This is a genomic window from Caminibacter sp. (assembly GCF_053999135.1).
On record NZ_JBMXVQ010000109.1, the window covers coordinates 1 to 18,925 of the forward strand.

An 18,925-nucleotide genomic window follows, 5' to 3' on the forward strand; every position below is an offset into this window, starting at 1 on the left:
AGCCAATATAAAAATCCAGGGAAAAATAGCTACTGTTTACGGACCTACAAAACTTTATGGAGCCGATGTTATGGCCACAGACCTTAGAGCAAGCAGTGCTTTGGTATTAGCAGGCTTAATAGCAAAAAAAGAAACAAAAGTTCACAGAATTTATCATTTATTCAGAGGATATGAAAACTTACTAGATAAATTTAAAAGTCTCGGAGCTAAAATGGAATTAAAAGAAGAACCCCTACCTTAATATTTCAAAATAAAGCTTAGCCACTTTTTCCCTCTCAAGTTTTTTGCCCAAAAACAACTCCATTGCCAAAACTCCCTGATATACAAGCATATCAAGTCCGCTTTTTATTTTTAGGTTAAACTCTTTTGCTTTTTTTAAAAAAGGGGTCTCTTTTCCATATATTACATCAACGGCATATTTTGCATTTGAAAAAAGCTTATTCATTATCTCTTCAGGGGCTGGAAGATTTTCATCATTAAGTCCAGCAGAAGTCGTATTTATAATTAAATCGTAATCAAATTTATCTATATCATCCCATGTAAAAGTATTTTTAGCCTTTTTTTTAAAATATTCCAATCTGTTTTTAGAGCGGTTTAAAATATCGGATTCAGGTAACACAAGGCTTAGTGCTTTAGCGGTTCCGCCGGCCCCTATTATGAGAGGCTTTTTATATTCAAACTCTTTAATAGCTTCTAAAAACCCGAGAGCATCCGTATTATATCCGATAATCTTTTCTCCCTCTTTTACAAGCGTATTAACAGCTCCTATTTCTTTGGCAATTCCCCTAACCTCATCTGCAAGCTTATATGCCCATTCTTTATGCGGTACAGTAACATTAGCGCCTTTTATTTTTAGCTCTTTAAATTTTTCAATAATTTTAGAACCGTCTTCCAGGCAATATCTGCCGTAACATTCGTTTATTTCCTCTTTTTTAAAAAAATAGTTATGCATAAGAGGCGATTTACTGTGGGATACCGGATTTCCAAAAATCAAAAACATAATTTCACCTTATTAAATAAAAATAAAATTCTTCTCCCTCAAAATAAAATTTAACTTCTATCCCTTTTCTGTTAACAACAATATTTTGCAAGTCCTGCACTTTATCAAACACCTTTGGAAGAGTAAGATTAATTTTTACATCATGTTTACTGAGTTCTATTTTAACATTACCTACAATAATATTTGCAAATTCCCCTATCATATCCACCAACTTTTCTTTATTTTTAAACTCTTCTCCAAGAAGAATTTTACTTATTCTTTTAGAAAGTTTTTCAGTAAAAATTAAAATCAAAGCTCCGTCCAAATCTCCGTAAAAACCTATGGAACTTGCAACCCAGTCATTTCTATTCGTATCAATATTGACTTCTTTTATGTTAGGCGGCTCTTTTTTAGCCTTTACTCCCGTCATAAGTTCCACTGTAGAAATAGTGGCGTTAACAAAAAAAGGAAGTAATTTTACATAATCTTTTGTAATATTTTTAGAACGTTTGTAAATCATCTCACTACTATTAACAGCTTCTTGATAAATAGGGGAATTTAAAAAATCAGCTTCACTTGCAAAAAACACATATCCCATATCTTCAAGCTCTTTTATAAGCACAAGCCGAACATAATTTTTCTCAAGCCCTATAATAGCAAGAAGAGCTCCGTATTCAGCTGCCTCTACACCTAATTTGCTTAAAAATCTAACGGCATGAACATTCATTCCTTTAACTTTATTCATATCAAAAATAAAAACTTTAAATCCTATTAAAAGATTTCTACTAAAATATTCTAAATCAAACATACTATGTAAATTGGCGTCTAAAAATCCGTCAAAAAAGAAGTAAACTATACCGTTTTTAACTACCGCTCCTACTTTGTTTGAAATTTTCGATATAAAAGAGTTTTTTATAATAAGCCCCTCTTGTACTTCACTCTCTGAATCTATAACTTTTGGGGAATAACCTTTTTTTATTAAATTATATATAAGCATATTTTTATTTTGTTCGTCTTTAATACAACATATATAGATATCCTTTTCGTATCTAAAATCATCATCGCAAAACACTTTTTCAACTTCTTTATTTTCAAAATAATTAAAATAACAGTCTTTTAAATTGGATAATATATTCAAAACATTTGTATTAGCATTAAACATACAGCTTTCTATATTTTTTTTATACAATACCTTGCATATTTCGTTTAAAAATCTTATAGCATTCTTATTTGCGCTTATTATCTTTGAAAAATCGATACTGACATATTTGATTTTTTTCTGTTCCATTAAGGATATATCAGCATGGGTTATAATTTTATTAACTGTTTGGGAATCCAAAAAACCCTGAGGCCTGTAATATACCCTTTTAGCCCCAAATATTCTAACTACCGGCATTTAATTCCTTTAACGTAGAAACCAAAGCTTTTAGCTTATTTTCGACCTCTTTATATTCAAGCTCCGGCTTACTATCGGCAACAATTCCAGCTCCCGCTTGAAAAATAATTTCATCTCCTTTTATAAGGGCTGTTCTTATGGTAATAGCACTGTCCATATTTCCATCAAACCCAAAATATCCAATACTCCCTGCATAATATCCTCTTTTTAAGCCTTCATATTTGGCAATAAGTTCCATAGCTTTTATTTTTGGAGCACCCGTCATGGTTCCTGCGGTAAAAGTAGCTTTAAATAAATCAAACATATCATATCCATTCTCAATTTCTCCCACCACATCGCTTACCATATGCATAACATGAGAATATCTCTCAACCCTCATAAGCTCCTCTACTTTTACACTGCCGGGCCTTGCCACACGCCCTACATCATTTCTTCCAAGGTCTACTAGCATTATATGTTCGGCAACTTCTTTAGGGTCGTTTATCATCTCCTGTTCTAATTCCAAGTCTTTTTTTAAACTTTCACCTCTTTTTCTTGTACCAGCTATAGGCCTTAATAAAATAAGGTCATCTGTAAGTCTCACCATAATTTCAGGAGAACTGCCTATAATTGCAAAATCATCTATATCTAAATAATATAAATAAGGAGACGGATTTTTACTTCTTAATTTTCTATAAAAAGAGAGTCTATCTACAATAGCTTTTACTTTAAGTCTGTTGGAAAGAACTATCTGAAAAACATCACCGGCTTTAATGTTTTCTTTTGCCCTTCTTACCATTTCAAAAAATTTTTCCTTGCTGAAAACAAATTTAGGCTCATTTAAAAGTTTTACCGGTTTTAGAGGCTGGTGTTTATATGTAGAGTTTATTAAATCTCTTATAATATAAAGATATTTTTCATATTTTAAATCATTAATAATTACTGTCATTTCGGAAAATTTATGAGAAAAACCTATAATGATTTTGGGTCTTATCATATAAAAATCAGGAATATCCGTTTCATCTTTTAAAGAATCCATAACAGGCTGTAAAACAGGCTCAAACACTTTTACCATATCATAACCGATATATCCTACAAAACCGTCGACAAAACCTATTTTAAGCTCTTTAGAAAGCTTTTTGTATTTTTCTTTATCTATTTTAGAATAATATTCTTTCATAAACGTAAAAGGGTCGGAATCAATAATTTTTTCTTCTTTTCCGTCAAAATATTTAGTTTTATAGTTTTTATACTCTATTTTTTCTTTTTCCCCTATAAAAATAAAAGAGTAATTACCGTCTTCATTATTAATGACGCTTTCAAGCAAAAAAAGCCTCTCTTTTGGAAAAAGAGATTTTATTTTATTATAAACAGCGATTACACTAAACTCATCTACTAAAAATTTATCCCAAACCATTATTTAGCCTTAAAGATAAACGCCGTTTGAGTAATGTTTTTTCTTATTTTTGGCAAATATTTTTTTGCTTCTTCTTTTGTAAAAGGTCCTATTAACACTTTTGTCACAGATATTTTTTGACCGTTTTTAACAATATACGTTTTATAAAGTTTATAATCAAACCCCTCTTTTTTTATCAAATCCAAAAATTTTTTATTAGGTTTTGTATTTCTTAAAAGAGCGGCAACCTGGATATAATAATTCTTTTCTCCGCTTACCTGTTTTACAGAAGTTTCTTTTGGTTTTTGAGTCTCTTTTTTTATTTCTTTTTTAGGCTCTTCAACTCTTATCACCTGAGGTTTTTCTTGCCTTTCAGGCTCTTCTATAAGTTTTTTAGTATCAATAGCAGGTGTTTGAGCAGGTTTTTCCTCAACAGGTAAAGGTTTAAATTCCGTTTGAGTCTGCGTTTGCACTACTTTTTCTTCAGGAGGAATTATTTCATTATTTTCTTTTGAAGAAGAATTTTGATAAATCGCAACACCTATTATAATAATAACAAATACCAAAAAAGCCCCTGCCCCGTACACCAGCGGTTTTTTCATATCTTTTTTAGGTTCTATATTTAATAAATCATCATTTTTCATTCTGTCTCCTTACATATGTTTTGCCCAACTCGCACCTCTTTCTTTTTTAAATAAACCATATGGTAAATTCAAGATATTAAATTCAGGCGGCAACTCGTCAGTTGGAAAAACCCTCCACTGCTTTGGTAAACGGGTTGCCAATTTCATAGAAAGAGCTTTTCCAATCTGGATTGCCTCATTTAAAGTAGTATGTCCTTTATGAATATATAAATGCAGATGTCCCGGGGTTTTAGAGTTATATGCCGTAAAATTCAAAAAACCTTCCTCTCTTAAAAGTAAATTCGCCCTGTTCCAAAATCTTTCAGGGTCACGCCCGTTATAATCAAAAACTATATTTTCTACAATATTTCTTCTTCTGTTAATTAAATCATGAGCTATTATTTTTTTTCTTTCTATATGTTCATTCATCACCTGAAGCGTTAAAGGTTTTTCTATCTTTTCATATTTATCAAAAAAAGTTCTTCCCTTATAAACTAATTTATTTACAATAGTGCCTTTATATTCAAAATAATAATCTCTATTCATTTTTATCATAGAAATATCCACATTATAAGCCATTTTTCCTCTTCTCCTTTTTTATTTTTTCTTAAAGTTCCCAAAAAGGGAAAAATCAGTAAGTAGGTCTATCGTAAATTACGAATTTGCTAGCCAGTTCTTTTAATTCCTGAGCCACTTTTTCTTGAAGCTCAAGATTATAAATATCATCAAGAACATCGGCAATTTTGTTTGCGATAAATTTAAATTCTTCTTCTTTCATACCTCTTGCAGTAAGTGCCGGACTTCCTATTCTGATACCAGAAGTTACAAAAGGACTTCTTTTTTCACCCGGAACTGTATTTTTATTTACAGTAATTCCGGCTCTTCCTAGCGCTTCTTCAGCTTCTTTACCGCTAAATTCTTTATTTAGAAAACTTACCAATACAAGATGATTGTCCGTACCCCCGCTTACCAAATCATATCCTCTTTCCATTAATACTTCCGCAAGTACTCTAGCGTTTGCTTTTACCTGTTTTGCATATTCTTTCCAAGATTTTTCAAGATTCATTTTAAATCCGACAGCTTTTGCCGCAATAACATGTACAAGCGGACCGCCTTGAATTCCCGGGAAAATCGCGCTGTTGATTTTTTTAGCATACTCTTCGTTGTTTGTAAGAATAAGTCCGCCTCTAGGCCCCCTTAGGGTTTTATGAGTTGTAGTTGTTACAACATCGCAGTGAGGGAAAGGATTTGGATGCTCTCCTGCTACTACAAGTCCTGCAATATGAGCAACATCCGCCATTAAAATAGCACCCACTTCATCGGCGATTTCTTTAAATTTAGCAAAATCAATTTCTCTTGGATAAGCACTCGCACCACATACAATCATTTTTGGTTTTACGATTTTTGCAATATCTCTTACTCTGTCATAATCTATTCTACCTGTTTTTTCGTCAATTCCATAAGAAAATGAGTGATAATGCTTTCCTGAAAAATTAACTTTTGCTCCGTGAGTTAAATGTCCTCCGTTGCTTAAATCCATTCCAAGAAGTTTTTCAAGTGGCTTCATTAAAGCCACATATACGGCACCGTTAGCCTGACTCCCGGAATGCGGCTGAACGTTTGCATACTCACATCCAAAAAGAGCTTTTGCCCTGTCAATAGCTAATTGCTCTATCATATCGGCATATTCACATCCGCCGTAATATCTTTTTCCAGGATATCCTTCAGCGTATTTATTCGTAAACACGCTTCCCATAGCTTCCATAACTTCAGGAAGAGTAAAGTTTTCACTTGCAATCATTTCCAAATGATTTGTCTGTCTTTCAAGTTCTTTTTCTATTATCGAATAAACATCAGCGTCATAATTTTTTAATAAACTCATAATATCTCCTTTTATTTATTTTATATCGTCTTTATCTTTAATCTCTTTTTTAGGTTTCATAGTTGGAAATAATATCACATCTTTAATAGAATGTGAATTGGTTAAAAGCATTACAAGCCTGTCAATTCCTATACCTTCACCGGCAGTCGGCGGCATTCCGTATTGAAGTGCGCGGATATAATCATAATCCATATCCATACCTTCCTCATCACCTTTTGCCTTAGCTTCTAGCTGAGCTTTAAATCTTTCATACTGGTCAAGCGGGTCATTTAATTCGTTAAATCCGTTTGCAATTTCACGTCCTGCAATAAACAATTCAAATCTTTCCGCAAATTCAGGATTTTTATCGCTTCTTCTAGCAAGCGGAGAAATTTCAATAGGAAATTCCGTTACAAACGTAGGGTTAATAAGTTTGCTTTCTACAAATTCGTCAAAAAGTTCTGCCCAAAGTTTGCCTTTACTATCAATATGCTCATCAAGCTCTACTCCGCGGTCTTTTAAATATTTTTTCATAGCATCAACATCTTCTAAAATTTCTTCGGGAATATTCCCGATTTTAACCAAAGCGTCTTTATAAGTAATTGTTTTCCAATCATCAAAATCTATTACTATATCTCCATACTGAAGTTTTTTTGGAAGATTTAATCTCTCAAACAGATAATCAAACAGCTCACGAGTCAATTTCATTAAATCTTCCACAGTATGATAAGCCCAATAAAATTCTATCATGGTAAATTCAGGATTGTGAGTATGATCAATTCCTTCGTTTCTAAAGTTTCTGTTAAGCTCAAACACAGCTTCAAAACCACCGACAATCAGTCTTTTTAAAAAAAGTTCCGGTGCAATTCTAAGGTTCATATCAATATCTAAAGCATTATGATGAGTCATAAAAGGTCTGGCGTTTGCCCCTCCTACTACGGTATGAAGCATAGGAGTCTCAACTTCTAAAAATCCTTTTTTTAAAAAAAATTCCCTAACAAGACTTACAATTTGACTTCTTAATTTGAATCTCTCACGAGTATCTTTATTCATTATCATATCCAGATATCTCTGGCGGTATTTAGCTTCGACATCCTGAAGTCCGTGGAATTTTTCAGGAAGCGGGTGAACGGCTTTTGTAAGAATTCTTACATCATCGGCGTGAATAGAAAGCTCCCCGGTTTTTGTAACAAAAGGATACCCGCTAACTTCTACAATATCACCAACTTCAAGCGTTTTTTTAAGTAAATTAAATTTATCGCCCAAATCATTTTTACTCATATAAACCTGCAGCATTCCGGTTTCATCTTCAATTTTAAAAAACGCGGCTTTCCCCATAAGTCTTAAAAACTTAACACGCCCCGCTACCGTAAATTTTCTATTTTCATCTCTTCTATTTTCAAGTTCTAAAACATCTTTGTTTTTTTCTAAAAATTCGGCTATTTTCGTATTTCTTTTTGAATTGTGGTCATACGGATTAAAGCCTTCTTCTTTTAATTTCTCGGCTTTAGCCATTCTTTGTTTTACATATTCGTTAGAAAACATTTATCTCCTTTTAAGGTTTTAATTTAAAATTTTAGCATTTTTAGAAAATTTTTCTAAATCTTTAGAAGTTATATTCATAATTCCATCTCCAACTTTTAACATCACAGGAAACATAAAACTGTTTCGAACATATTTTTTAACATCTTCTCTGATAAAAACAACTTGATAAAGCAATACAATAATTACGGAAATCAGCAAAAAAAACTTTAAACTTCCAAATAAAAATCCCAAAATTTTATCAAGACCTCCAAGAGCGGATATCTTTAAAATTTTACTAAATAAAAATCCTATAAACACGACAAAAAGCCACACCCCAACAAACACGGCTATAAAACCCACCAAATCGATAGCTGAAGGATTAGGTATTTTAAAAATATAACTATTAATATAACTACCTGCCTGATGATGATATTTTGAAGCGGCAATAAGACCTCCTATTATCCCTATAAGCCCGGATATTTCTTTTATTATTCCGTTAAAAAATCCTTTTATTCCAAGAATTAAAGTAATACCTATAATTACAGCATCCAAAATATTCATTTATTCCTCACTTATAAAAAAACCGTTTTTATTATCCTGTTTTGTTTTGTAAAGAGCCTCGTCCGCCCTTTTTATTAAAGTTTCTATAGTATCTCCTTTTTTATGTTTTGCTATTCCCACAGATACCGTCATATGAATAATATTATCTTTATACTTTAAGGCTATTTTAGAAATTTTTTGAACTATCTTTTCTATAATTTTCTTAACGTTTTGCAAATCGGCCCTGTTGAAAACTATAACGAATTCATCGCCTCCGTATCTGTATATTTTATCAGTGCTTCTTATAATAGTTTTTATTATACCAGTAAGTTTTATTAATACAAAATCTCCAACTAAATGACCGTAAGTATCGTTAACATTTTTAAAATCATCTAAATCTATCATAGCAATAATCAAATCTAAATCTTTATCTTTTCCCTGTTCCAAAATCTTATTTAAATCATTCTCAAGCGCTTTTCTGTTATAGGCTTTTGTAAGAGGGTCTATAAGAAGGTCTTTATAAGCTTTATTTAGCTCACTCTCAAGAGTCTTTATTTTCTCTTCCATTTTGTTTATTTTATCTATTAAACTGCTGCTGAATTTAAACACAAGCTCTTTAACTTCCTCACTGTCAGTCAAATCAACCTCTTCTATTACCTCTTTTGACTCTTTTTTTATCTCCTGAGATGTAGATGCAATAGTCTCAATTGTATTTTTTGTTAACGTCAAAATCTTTTCATTAGGGTTATTTAGACATAGCAGCTTAGGGTTTATACTCTCAAGAAGTTTTTTTTCACCGACAATAGAATTAAAAACTTCTTTGTAATATAACGGATACGGAGCTTTTCCTGCTTTTTCCAATTCTTCCAATGTTTTTTGTGAAATCTCTTTAATCAATTCTTCCATCAACAGACCTTTTATGATATTATTTATAAAATTATACTAAATCTAAGGAGAAAAATTGAGAATAACGAAAAAAGAAGCTATAGATTTAATAAAAAACGAAGATTTGATATCCCTTGGAAAAATGGCTCTTAAGAAAAAAAGAGAACTTCATCCAAAAAAAATAACCACTTTTATCGTAGATAGAAATATAAATTATACCAATACCTGTTGGGTTGATTGTAAATTCTGCGCTTTTTACAGACATAAAAAAGATAAAGACGCTTATATTTTAAGTTTTGAGGAAATAGACAAAAAAATAGAAGAACTTTTAGAAATAGGCGGTACGCAGATACTTTTTCAAGGAGGAGTCCATCCAAATTTACAAATAGATTTTTATGAAAATCTTGTAGAACATATTCATAAGAAATATCCGCAAATTACCATTCATGGATTTAGCGCACCTGAAATTGACTATATTGCCAAAATATCAAAAATTTCTATAAAAGAAGTATTAATAAGACTCAAGGAAAAAGGTCTCAGTTCAATTCCGGGAGCCGGTGCTGAAATATTAAGCGACAGGGTAAGAGATATTATAGCTCCAAAAAAAATAAGTTCTGATAGATGGCTTGAAATTCATAAAACAGCTCACGAAATCGGTTTGAATTCAACAGCTACTATGATGTTTGGAACCGTAGAGACTATTGAAGAAGTAGTGGAACACTGGGAAAAAATCAGACGCCTTCAAGATGAAACAGGAGGGTTTAGGGCTTTTATTATGTGGTCGTTTCAACCGTACAATACGGCCTTAATGAAAGAAGGAATTGTTACACATAAAACTTCGTCAAACAGATATCTAAGATATTTAGCGGTTAGCAGACTGTTTTTGGATAATTTTAAAAATATACAAAGCTCATGGGTAACCCAAGGCAGCTACATCGGTCAAATGGCTCTTTTATACGGGGCAAACGATTTAGGTTCTACGATGATGGAAGAAAACGTAGTAAGAAGTGCCGGTGCTCAAAACAAAATGAATCAAAAAGAAATGATAAGATTAATAAAAGATGTTGGAGAAATTCCGGCTAAAAGAAATACCGCTTATGAAATTTTAGAAATATATTAAAAACAATACACTGACTAAATAAAGTACATTTAGTCAGTGTTAAAAATTAATCTCTTTTGAAAGTTTTCTAAACTTCCACTCTTTTTTAGCTTCCTTAACAACTTCTTTATCAATTTTAAAAATACCAAGCTCTTCTTGAGAACCGAGCATTAAGATTTTTTCACCCTCAGGGTCTATTACAAAACTTTTTCCGTAAAACTCCCAGTCTTTGAAACTCCCAACACGGTTAACCCTGCATACATACATATTATTTAAAAAAGCCCTTATTTTTAGCATTTCAAACCATCTCTGATGAGAGTTAAAAGTACCCGTACCTATTACTGCTACAAAATCTACATTTTTATCTCTAAAATATTCCCAAAATCTGTCAAAATGAGCTTCAAATCCAAACATAGCCCCTATTCTATACTTGCCTATACTAAAAACCAAAGGTTTATTCTCTTTTTTTTCAAAAAATTTATTTTCATTCCAATGGGAATAAGGCATAAAAAGTTGTGAATAATAATATCTGACACTTCCTTTAAAGAACTTACCTATAACTTTATATTTTTTGTTTCCTTTTACTACAACTAAAGGAGCAAGCAAGGTTATATCGTTTGAGAGTCTTTTTAATAACTTTATCTGATGTGAGGTTTGATTTTTTATAAAAGAAAGCGGCATTTTTTCAAGTTCTTTAAAAAATCTGTTCAAAGTATATTCGGGAAGAATAAAAAGTTTAACTTTCTCTTTTCTTGCCTGGGCTAAAAAATAGTTAAGCCTGGCTTTATCATAAGGAAGTGAATCTGCCTGATAAATAGCTATTTTCATTTAATCTCTTTAAAAACAAGTTTTGCCTCTTCTATCATTTTAGAGGCTTCCTCTAACAGCTTAACCCCTTTTTTATAAAACTCCATAGCTTCATAAAGAGTTATTTCCGGGTCGTTTAGTTTTTCAAGAAGTTTTTTTGCTTCTTCTAGTTTTTTTTCAAAATCTTGCATCCAAATCTCCTTTTAATATATCACTGATTAAAAAATCAAATTTTTCCGTTTCAACCAAAAAACTGTCATGCCCATAATCACTGTCAATTTCATAATACTGACACCGACCTCCCGCTTTATCCATATATTTTTTTATATCTCTCATCTCCTGCGGGAAAAAAAGAGTATCTCCGCTAAAACTTATTAAAAAAAGTTTATCTTTAATTTCTTTAAAAGCTTCTTCCAAAGAATTAAATCCTCTGCTTATATCAAAAAGAGAAATGGCTTTTAAAAGATATATATAACTTAAAGGGTCAAACCATTTAGGAAAATTCGCCCCGTTATATTCCAGATAAGATTCAACCTGAAATCTGCCAAAAAGCTCAAACATACCGTCGGTCTTTACATATTCCCGGCCAAATTTCTTCTCAAATGTTGCAGGAGAAATATAATTTAAATACCCTATCATCCTAGCAGCCGCAAGCCCTTTTAAACCCTTTTCTTTTATGATTTCCGGGTCATAGTTTCCGTTTTTAAATTCACTATCGGCTCTAATAGCCTCTATCATAGCTTTATTTATGGCAATAACATAAGGTTTTGTCTGATAAGTTGTCGCTATAGGAATAACATATTTAGCAAATCCTGGGTAATCCACGGCAAGCCTTAGAGCCTGCATACCTCCCATACTTCCACCGATTACCGCTTTTAATTTTTTTATACCCAATGAATCAAGCAAAATTTTCTGGGCTTTTACCATATCTTTTATAGTAATTACCGGAAATTTAAGTCTATATCTTTCGTTACTTCCCGGATATATAGGACTCATAGGACCGGTTGAACCAAAACAGCTGCCAATAACATTAGTAGCTATTACAAAATATTTTTTAGTATCTATAGCCTTTCCGTCACCTATAAGAGAATCCCACCAGCCCGGTTTCCTGTCTCCTTCATATTTTCCTGCGGCATGATGGGAACCTGAGAGGGCATGTGTTATTAATATTACGTTATCTTTTGTTTCATTAAGCTCGCCGTATGTTTCATATATAATCTGCCAAGGTTCTAAAATTCTTCCGCTTTCAAGATAAAGCGGTTTTGTAAACTTGGCTATTTTAGTCTCAATTTTCATATTTCCCTTTTTTTTAATGCAATTTTATCAATTTTTAACGATTTCTTCTAAAGGTTTGGGTTCACAAAAATAAATATCTGATTAACCGATTTTTTCAAACGCCTCCTCCAAATCTTTTATTAAATCCTCAACATCTTCCAAACCTATACTAAGCCTTATAAGCCCTTCCGGGACACCGGCCGCTTTGAGTTCTTCCCTGCTCAACTGCTGATGGGTGGTGCTTGCCGGATGGGTTGCCAAAGATTTACTGTCGGCTATATTGGTAACTAAAGAAAAAATTGTAAGATTTTTTATAAATTTTTTGGCTTCTTCATAACTTTCAAGTTCAAAACTCAAAATTCCTCCCGCATATTTTAAATATTTTTTTGCCATTTTATAATTTTCGTCATTTTCTAAAAAAGGATAATTAACTTTTTTGACTTTTGGATGTTTATTTAAAAATTCAGCCACTTTAAGCGCAGAGTTTGAGTGCCTTTCAATTCTTAAATGAAGAGTCTCAAGCCCGTTTATTAAAAGCCATGAATTAAAAGGAGAAATTACCGCCCCGTAATCCCGAAGAAGAGCCAGTCTTGCTCTTGCTATAAAAGGATTGTCGAATTTTTCCGTATAAACAAGTCCGTGATAACTCTTATCGGGTGTATTAAAGTGTTCATACCTTTTCGTTTTTAATTTGTTTTTGGCAAAAGGCGCTTCTATTATACATCCTCCAACGGCACTTCCGTTTCCTCCTATATATTTAGTAGCGCTATGAACCGTTATATCCACTCCTCTTTCAATAGGTTTTACTCCATAAGGAGTCGCTAAGGTATTGTCACAAATCGTTATAACACTTTTTTCATTTGCTATTTTTACTATTTGTTCAAAATCAGGCACTGTTAAAGCGGGATTTGCAATGCTTTCAAAAAGTATCGCCTTTGTATTTTTATCAATAAGCTTTTCAAGTGTTTGCGGATTTTGAGGGTCAAAATATTTTGCCGTAATTCCAAACTGCTTAAGCGTCTGGGTTGAAAGGGTGATACTCCCCCCGTAAAGCTTGGTGGAAATTATAATATTGTCTCCACTTTTTACAAGATTGGCTATAGAATAAAATATAGCCGCCATGCCACTGGCAGCCGCCAATGCATCAACCCCCCTCTCAAGAACAGCTATTCTTTTTTCAAACACCCTGGTAGTGGGATTTCCTATTCTGGTATAAATATTCCCCTCTTCTTCTAAATTAAAAAGTCTTGCCGCATGATCGGTATCTTCATATTCATAAGCCGTAGTCATATAAATAGGCACCTGCATTGTTTTTTGAAAATCTTTATCATAACCGTAATGCAAAGCCAGGGTAGCGTCTTTCATTAAATTGCCTTTTATAGTAAAATTTTTGTAAAAATTATAACATAAAGGAAGAAGTTGAAAGATAAAGTTTTCTCAAAACCCATAAAAAAACAGTTTGAATTTGACGAAGAAGTAGCCAGTGTATTTGATGATATGCTTAACAGAAGCGTACCTTTTTATACGGAAAACTTAAATTTACAGATAGACATTTTAAAAGATTTTCTCAAAAACGGTGATAAAATAGTAGATTTAGGCAGTTCAACAGGAACTTTTTTAATAGAACTGGCAAAAAAAAGCAACAAAAAATTAAATTTAATAGGTATAGACAACTCAAAAGCCATGATAAAAAGAGCTAAAAATAAAGCAAAAGCATTCGGGGTGGATATTACGTTTATAGAAGAAGACTTTTTACAATATGATTTTTCACAATCAAAAGCCGTTATAGCAAACTATACAATACAGTTTATAAGGCCTCTAAAAAGAGAAAAACTTATTAAAAAAATTTATGACTCTTTAGAAAAAGAGGGGATATTCTTAATGAGCGAAAAACTGGTTACCGAAAATAAAAAATTAAATAAAATTATGATTGACATTTATTACAATTATAAAAAGAAAATGGGATACAGTGAATTTGAAATAGCTCAAAAAAGAGAAGCACTAGAAAATGTCTTAATTCCTTATACCATGGAAGAAAATATAGAAATGTTAAAAAATGTCGGATTTAACGAAGTAGAAGTAATTTTCAGATGGAATAATTTTGCCACGTTTATAGCTTTTAAGAATTAAAATTTATACTTATACTTCCAAGAACCTCAAATTTAGCGTTCGGGTCTATTTCCGCATGAGATAAAACCACCACATCCACTCCGAATCTTTCCAAAATTTCTGCAAGAGGCTTTCTTATAAGAGGGTCCACTATTAAAACAACAGGCGCTATTCCCTGAGAAACTACTTCCTGAGCGGCATTATTTACCTCTTCTACAAGTTTATTCATCTCTGCAACTGTCAGCATAAACTGTTTTTGCTCTCCTTGCTGTTTTAGTTTCGACATCAGATACTGTTCTGTTGGAGCGTCAAATGTAATAAGTTTTAAGGTTCCGTCTTCACTTTCATAAAGTTTTGTAATAACCCGGCTAAGAGCGCTTCTTACATGTTCGACAATAGTATCTATATTTTTGGTATATTCAGCGATATCCGCAATTGTTTCAAGAATGGTTATCATATCTTTAATAGGTATTTTCTCATGTAAAAGGGATTTTAAAACTCTTTGAATAAGCCCTATATTCGCAACTTTTAAGGCATCGTCCACAATAGCCGGAAAATCTTTTTTTACCCTCTCAAGAAGCGCCTGAACGTCCTGACGGGTTAAAAGCTCTTCTGCGTATTTTTTAATAACTTCACTTATATGCGTAACTATAACGGTAGAAGGGTCCACAACCGTATAACCGTTCATAAGAGCTTCTTCTTTTTTATCTTCGTCTATCCATACGGCATCAATCCCAAAAGCCGGTTCTTTTACTTTTATCCCGTCAACTTCTTCGATAACCATAGGACTTGACATAGCCAAATATTTATCAGGATACACCTCTCCTTTTGCTACTTCAACTCCTTTTAAAAGTATCTGATATTCAGTAGGTTTTAAATTCAAATTATCCTTAATTCTTATCTGAGGGACTAAAAAACCAAAATCAGCCGCTATTTTTTTACGCATAGCTTTTATTCTGTCAAGTAAATCCCCTCCCTGGTTGGGGTCGGCTATTTTTATAAGCTGATAACCTATATCAAGTTCTAAAAGCTCTACTTTTAAAATATCCTCTAAAACTTTTTCTTCTTCTTTTGCCGCTTCTTCAGGAGATTTTTTCGCGGCTTCTTTTTCTTTTTGTTCTTCTTTTGCTTTTTCTTCAGCAACTTTTTTAGAAGGCGGCTTTTTAGGTTTTTTTCTAAATTTATTCAATAATTCCTCAATAGGGTCAACACCTTTTTGAGTTTCCATCATTAAATATCCGGCAAGCCAAAATACAAATCCCACAAAAATCATACTTCCCGTAGGAAATCCGGGAATAAACGCCATAAATACAAGAATAGTACCTACAATCAAAACAACTTTATAATCTCTCATAAGCTGTTTGATAACACCCTCTGCAAAGTTACTCTCATCCTTGCTGGCTCTGGTAATAATAATACCCGTAGCGGTTGATACCATAAGAGCCGGTATCTGTCCTACAAGTCCGTCTCCGACCGTTAAAATAGTATAAGTAGAAGCGGCCTGGGCTAAATCCATACCGTGCTGAAAAACCCCTATTAAAAATCCGGCGATTATATTTACGATAGTAATAATAATACCGGCAATAGCATCACCTTTTACGAATTTACTCGCCCCATCCATAGCCCCGTAAAAGTTGGCTTCCCTTATCAGTTCCTCACGACGTCTTTTTGCTTCCTGTTCGTCTATTAACCCGGCGTTTAAATCTGCATCAATAGCCATCTGTTTACCAGGCAAAGCGTCAAGCGTAAATCTAGCAGCAACTTCCGCTACCCTTGTAGAACCCTGGGTAATTACCATAAAGTTAATAACTACAAGTATAATAAATACTATTATCCCTATAACATAATTTCCACCTACAACGAATTCACCAAAAGCAGAAATAATTTTACTAACAGCATCAGGGCCTTCATACCCTTTACTCAAAATCATTCTAGTAGTAGCTACGTTTAGAGAGAGCCTGTAAAGAGTGACAATCAAAATAATTGTAGGAAACGTCGTAAAATCGGTAGGTTTTGGAATATACAAAGATAACATTAAAATCAAAACGGCAACGGCTAAAGAAATAGTCAGGAAAAAATCAAGTATCCCGCTTGGAAGTGGAACTATTATAATTAATAAAATCGCAAAAACAAAAGCAACTACACCTAAATCGGTAACTTCACTTAATAAACGAAGAGATTTTTTTAATCTATTTACCAGCTTTTATCCTTATAACATCAGCTAACGTATATTTTTCCAAAATTTTAGCTACCTCATCTTCTATTTTTGAAAAAAAAGGCCATAAAGAACAAACCTGACTTCTGTCTCTTGTACATTCTTCTTTATCTGAAGAACAATAAAAAACCAAAGAATTTTTATCTTCAAGAGACTTAAAAACATCAACTATTTTTATTTCTTCAGGTTTTTTAACAAGCATAAATCCCCCATGAATTCCTTTAAAAGACTTAATAAAACCTTTTTTTGAAAGATTTTGTAAAAGTTTAGCCAAAAAAGGTTTAGGAAGTTCAGTTAATTCAGAAATTTTATTAACATCTACAGGTTTATCGAATTTAGAAAGCTCAATTAAAGCCTGCAAAGCATATGCGGTAGATTTGGTAAAAAGCATAAAACACCTTTTTTTTAAAATTATACAAAAATAATCCCTTTTCAATTGAATTTTATTTCAAAAATTAAAATATTTCCCTCCCTATATAAAAAAACCTCTACATTAAGCCAATTTTCCAAAACCCCTCTTACAAACTGAAGTTCTTCAGGGTTATAATCTTCAAGATAAATTTTCATAATTCTTTTTTCAGGATAAAGCATAATATAGGCTTTTGAACACAGGGACATAATATCTTCTATAATCCTTTTTAACTGTTCTTTATTTGCGTTAACAAAAAAACCTTTACCATTTACAGGATAATCTTTTAAAATTTCTTCTATATTAAAAATCTCTTTTTCAGAATTAAATAAATCATTAAATTTATTTAATTTTTCTTTTAAATAAAAAACAAGCTCTTTTGCCTTTTCATTTTTAATATCTAGTTTACTAAGTTCTTCTATAGGGTATTTTAATTGAAAAACAATAGATTGAATAATATTTTTGAAAGTATCGTTTTTATAATTAAAATACTCTTTATCTTTTAATTTAATCTCTTCTATTGCTTTTTCTATTTTATTTTCTAAAGACTTATTCATATCCTTCATTTTTACATTATATCTTCTAAGCTGAATATTTTTCATTAATAAAATTATAGTAATACTTATAATACCAAAAATTATAATAGCCAAACTGATAATCCATTCTTTATACATAGAATAAAACGTAAGAGGTTTATTTACCAAAACAGCATCTTTATAATCTAAGTCATCAGCATCCACTCCGAATTTTTCAAGATTTTTAACATTCAAATACATTTTATTGGCTTTTTCAAAAGTAAAGCCTATATTTTGCATAAATTCACCTTTTAGATACTTTAATACTTTTTTTGCTACTTCTTTACCTTGAGAGAGTGCGTCAGTAACTTTACCTCCAACAATATTAGAATCTTCCATACCGGCCAATAAATCAGTATGAATAACTATGGGATGAGGAAAATATTGAGATATCAAAGCAATAGCATATTCATAATCCATATGACTGCCTTTTAAATAAAAACTGTAAGGGGTAAGTAAAATCATAGCCGACTTATCTTTTGCAAATTTAAGTTCTCTTAAAACATTTTCTAAATTCTTATCATTTATATAGATAAATTTCACATCCTTTATTTTTTCAAAAGCTTTTTTATACTCTTTCATTACCGACTTAGCCGAATTTGAATTATCAGCCACAACATAGATGTATTTTACATCAGGCATAATTTTTTTTATAAATTTATAATTAGCCAAAGGCTCTTTCTTTTCAAAAACCCCGGCATATTTAGATTTATCAAGCTGTTTTGCCAATTTAAGGTTGTTTACTCCGGCAAAAAAAACTTTTGCATCCTTAAAAAGAGAAGTATTTTTATATTTTTTTACAAAATTCAACGCATTATCATCAGTAGTTATTATAATATCGAACTTTACTCCTTTATACTTATTTTTTAGATAAGTATAAAAACTTTCGAATCTCTCAGGAGTCGGTCTAAAAACTTTCGTATCCATAAATTCAATATAAATTTTTACATCTTTTCTATCTTTTAATCCGTTTAAAATACCTTCAAGTTCGGTTTTAGTCCATTGAAATTTAACGGAATAAGAGTTTATTATCAAAATATTTTTTGCAAAAAGAGAAACTACAAAAAATAAAAATATTAAGATGTGCTTCACTTTACACCTTTTTGACATCAATTTTAAAATTTTATCATAATATTTGCTTTTTATTTAAAACTTATGTATACTTCTATTTCAAAATTTACCAATCAGGAGGCTAACATGGCTTTGGATTCGGCGAAAAAAAGAGAAATCATCGCTAAATTCGGAAATAATGA

At 31.8% G+C, this 18,925-nt stretch carries 19 protein-coding genes; 3 read left to right on the top strand and 16 right to left on the bottom strand.

Going from position 1 to position 18,925, the window contains the following annotated elements:
* Nucleotides 1-241, top strand: a 241-nt coding sequence (locus ACXJH6_RS08215; protein WP_503417179.1) for a carboxyvinyltransferase, incomplete at its 5' end; no start/stop codon positions are given.
* Here ACXJH6_RS08215 and ACXJH6_RS08220 read toward each other — a convergent pair.
* From ACXJH6_RS08220 to ACXJH6_RS08260, 9 genes are read right to left on the bottom strand one after another with little or no spacing between them, the layout of a single operon-like run.
* Nucleotides 233-1,000: a shikimate dehydrogenase gene (locus tag ACXJH6_RS08220; protein ID WP_456471275.1), complete on the bottom strand. Its 768-nt coding sequence runs from the start codon at nucleotides 998-1,000 to the stop codon at nucleotides 233-235. The two genes, ACXJH6_RS08215 and ACXJH6_RS08220, sit on opposite strands and share 9 nt — an antisense overlap.
* Nucleotides 1,001-1,004: 4 nt before the next feature.
* Nucleotides 1,005-2,375 (bottom strand): chemotaxis protein CheX, encoded by a 1,371-nt coding sequence (locus ACXJH6_RS08225; RefSeq protein ID WP_456471276.1) that lies wholly within the window; start codon nucleotides 2,373-2,375, stop codon nucleotides 1,005-1,007.
* Complete coding sequence (locus ACXJH6_RS08230) at nucleotides 2,362-3,771, bottom strand: anthranilate synthase component I family protein (protein WP_456471277.1); 1,410 nt, start codon at nucleotides 3,769-3,771, stop codon at nucleotides 2,362-2,364. The genes ACXJH6_RS08225 and ACXJH6_RS08230 overlap by 14 nt, the downstream gene beginning before the upstream one ends.
* The gene (locus ACXJH6_RS08235) at nucleotides 3,771-4,394 is read right to left on the bottom strand and encodes an SPOR domain-containing protein (protein ID WP_456471278.1); all 624 of its coding nucleotides are present in this window, start codon (nucleotides 4,392-4,394) and stop codon (nucleotides 3,771-3,773) included. Before ACXJH6_RS08235 ends, ACXJH6_RS08230 begins: the two co-directional genes overlap by 1 nt.
* 9 nt (nucleotides 4,395-4,403) lie before the next feature.
* Complete coding sequence (locus ACXJH6_RS08240) at nucleotides 4,404-4,952, bottom strand: DUF1882 domain-containing protein (protein ID WP_456471279.1); 549 nt, start codon at nucleotides 4,950-4,952, stop codon at nucleotides 4,404-4,406.
* Nucleotides 4,953-5,004: 52 nt separating this feature from the next.
* Entirely contained in the window at nucleotides 5,005-6,255 is a 1,251-nt protein-coding gene (locus ACXJH6_RS08245) for a serine hydroxymethyltransferase (RefSeq protein ID WP_456471280.1), read from the bottom strand.
* Nucleotides 6,256-6,270: 15 nt separating this feature from the next.
* A complete protein-coding gene (lysS, locus tag ACXJH6_RS08250; protein WP_456471281.1) occupies nucleotides 6,271-7,779 on the bottom strand; it encodes a lysine--tRNA ligase in 1,509 nt (502 codons plus the stop codon).
* 18 nt (nucleotides 7,780-7,797) lie between these two features.
* Nucleotides 7,798-8,319, bottom strand: coding sequence for a CvpA family protein (locus ACXJH6_RS08255; protein WP_456471282.1), 522 nt, complete (start codon nucleotides 8,317-8,319; stop codon nucleotides 7,798-7,800).
* A complete protein-coding gene (locus tag ACXJH6_RS08260; RefSeq protein WP_456471283.1) occupies nucleotides 8,320-9,204 on the bottom strand; it encodes a GGDEF domain-containing protein in 885 nt (294 codons plus the stop codon). It abuts the gene before it with no gap.
* A 55-nt stretch (nucleotides 9,205-9,259) separates the two neighbouring features.
* On the opposite strand from ACXJH6_RS08260, the gene ACXJH6_RS08265 reads away from it, so the two are divergent.
* Nucleotides 9,260-10,303, top strand: a complete 1,044-nt coding sequence (locus ACXJH6_RS08265; RefSeq protein ID WP_456471284.1) for a dehypoxanthine futalosine cyclase — start codon at nucleotides 9,260-9,262, stop codon at nucleotides 10,301-10,303.
* 39 nt (nucleotides 10,304-10,342) lie between these two features.
* Here ACXJH6_RS08265 and ACXJH6_RS08270 read toward each other — a convergent pair whose 3' ends face one another.
* From ACXJH6_RS08270 to ACXJH6_RS08285, 4 genes are all read right to left on the bottom strand, one after another.
* The gene (locus tag ACXJH6_RS08270) at nucleotides 10,343-11,110 is read right to left on the bottom strand and encodes a carbon-nitrogen hydrolase family protein (RefSeq protein WP_456471285.1); all 768 of its coding nucleotides are present in this window, start codon (nucleotides 11,108-11,110) and stop codon (nucleotides 10,343-10,345) included.
* Nucleotides 11,107-11,280 carry an exodeoxyribonuclease VII small subunit gene (gene xseB, locus ACXJH6_RS08275; protein WP_456471286.1) on the bottom strand — a complete coding sequence of 58 codons (174 nt, stop codon included), beginning with the start codon at nucleotides 11,278-11,280 and terminating at the stop codon, nucleotides 11,107-11,109. The genes ACXJH6_RS08270 and xseB overlap by 4 nt, the downstream gene beginning before the upstream one ends.
* Nucleotides 11,267-12,385 (bottom strand): homoserine O-acetyltransferase MetX, encoded by a 1,119-nt coding sequence (gene metX / locus ACXJH6_RS08280; protein ID WP_456471287.1) that lies wholly within the window; start codon nucleotides 12,383-12,385, stop codon nucleotides 11,267-11,269. The genes xseB and metX overlap by 14 nt, the downstream gene beginning before the upstream one ends.
* Nucleotides 12,386-12,466: 81 nt before the next feature.
* A complete protein-coding gene (locus ACXJH6_RS08285) occupies nucleotides 12,467-13,729 on the bottom strand; it encodes an O-acetylhomoserine aminocarboxypropyltransferase/cysteine synthase family protein (protein WP_456471288.1) in 1,263 nt (420 codons plus the stop codon).
* A 54-nt stretch (nucleotides 13,730-13,783) separates the two neighbouring features.
* Here ACXJH6_RS08285 and cmoA point away from each other — a divergent pair, with 54 nt between their 5' ends.
* Nucleotides 13,784-14,494: a carboxy-S-adenosyl-L-methionine synthase CmoA gene (gene cmoA, locus ACXJH6_RS08290; RefSeq protein ID WP_456471289.1), complete on the top strand. Its 711-nt coding sequence runs from the start codon at nucleotides 13,784-13,786 to the stop codon at nucleotides 14,492-14,494.
* On the opposite strand, the gene flhA is transcribed toward cmoA, so the two are convergent.
* From flhA to ACXJH6_RS08305, 3 genes are read right to left on the bottom strand one after another with little or no spacing between them, the layout of a single operon-like run.
* Nucleotides 14,484-16,673 carry a flagellar biosynthesis protein FlhA gene (flhA, locus tag ACXJH6_RS08295; protein WP_456471292.1) on the bottom strand — a complete coding sequence of 730 codons (2,190 nt, stop codon included), beginning with the start codon at nucleotides 16,671-16,673 and terminating at the stop codon, nucleotides 14,484-14,486. The two genes, cmoA and flhA, sit on opposite strands and share 11 nt — an antisense overlap.
* Nucleotides 16,663-17,079, bottom strand: coding sequence for an RrF2 family transcriptional regulator (locus tag ACXJH6_RS08300; protein ID WP_456471290.1), 417 nt, complete (start codon nucleotides 17,077-17,079; stop codon nucleotides 16,663-16,665). The genes flhA and ACXJH6_RS08300 overlap by 11 nt, the downstream gene beginning before the upstream one ends.
* Nucleotides 17,080-17,120: 41 nt before the next feature.
* Entirely contained in the window at nucleotides 17,121-18,764 is a 1,644-nt protein-coding gene (locus ACXJH6_RS08305) for an ABC transporter substrate-binding protein (protein WP_456471291.1), read from the bottom strand.
* Nucleotides 18,765-18,925 lie beyond the last annotated feature (161 nt).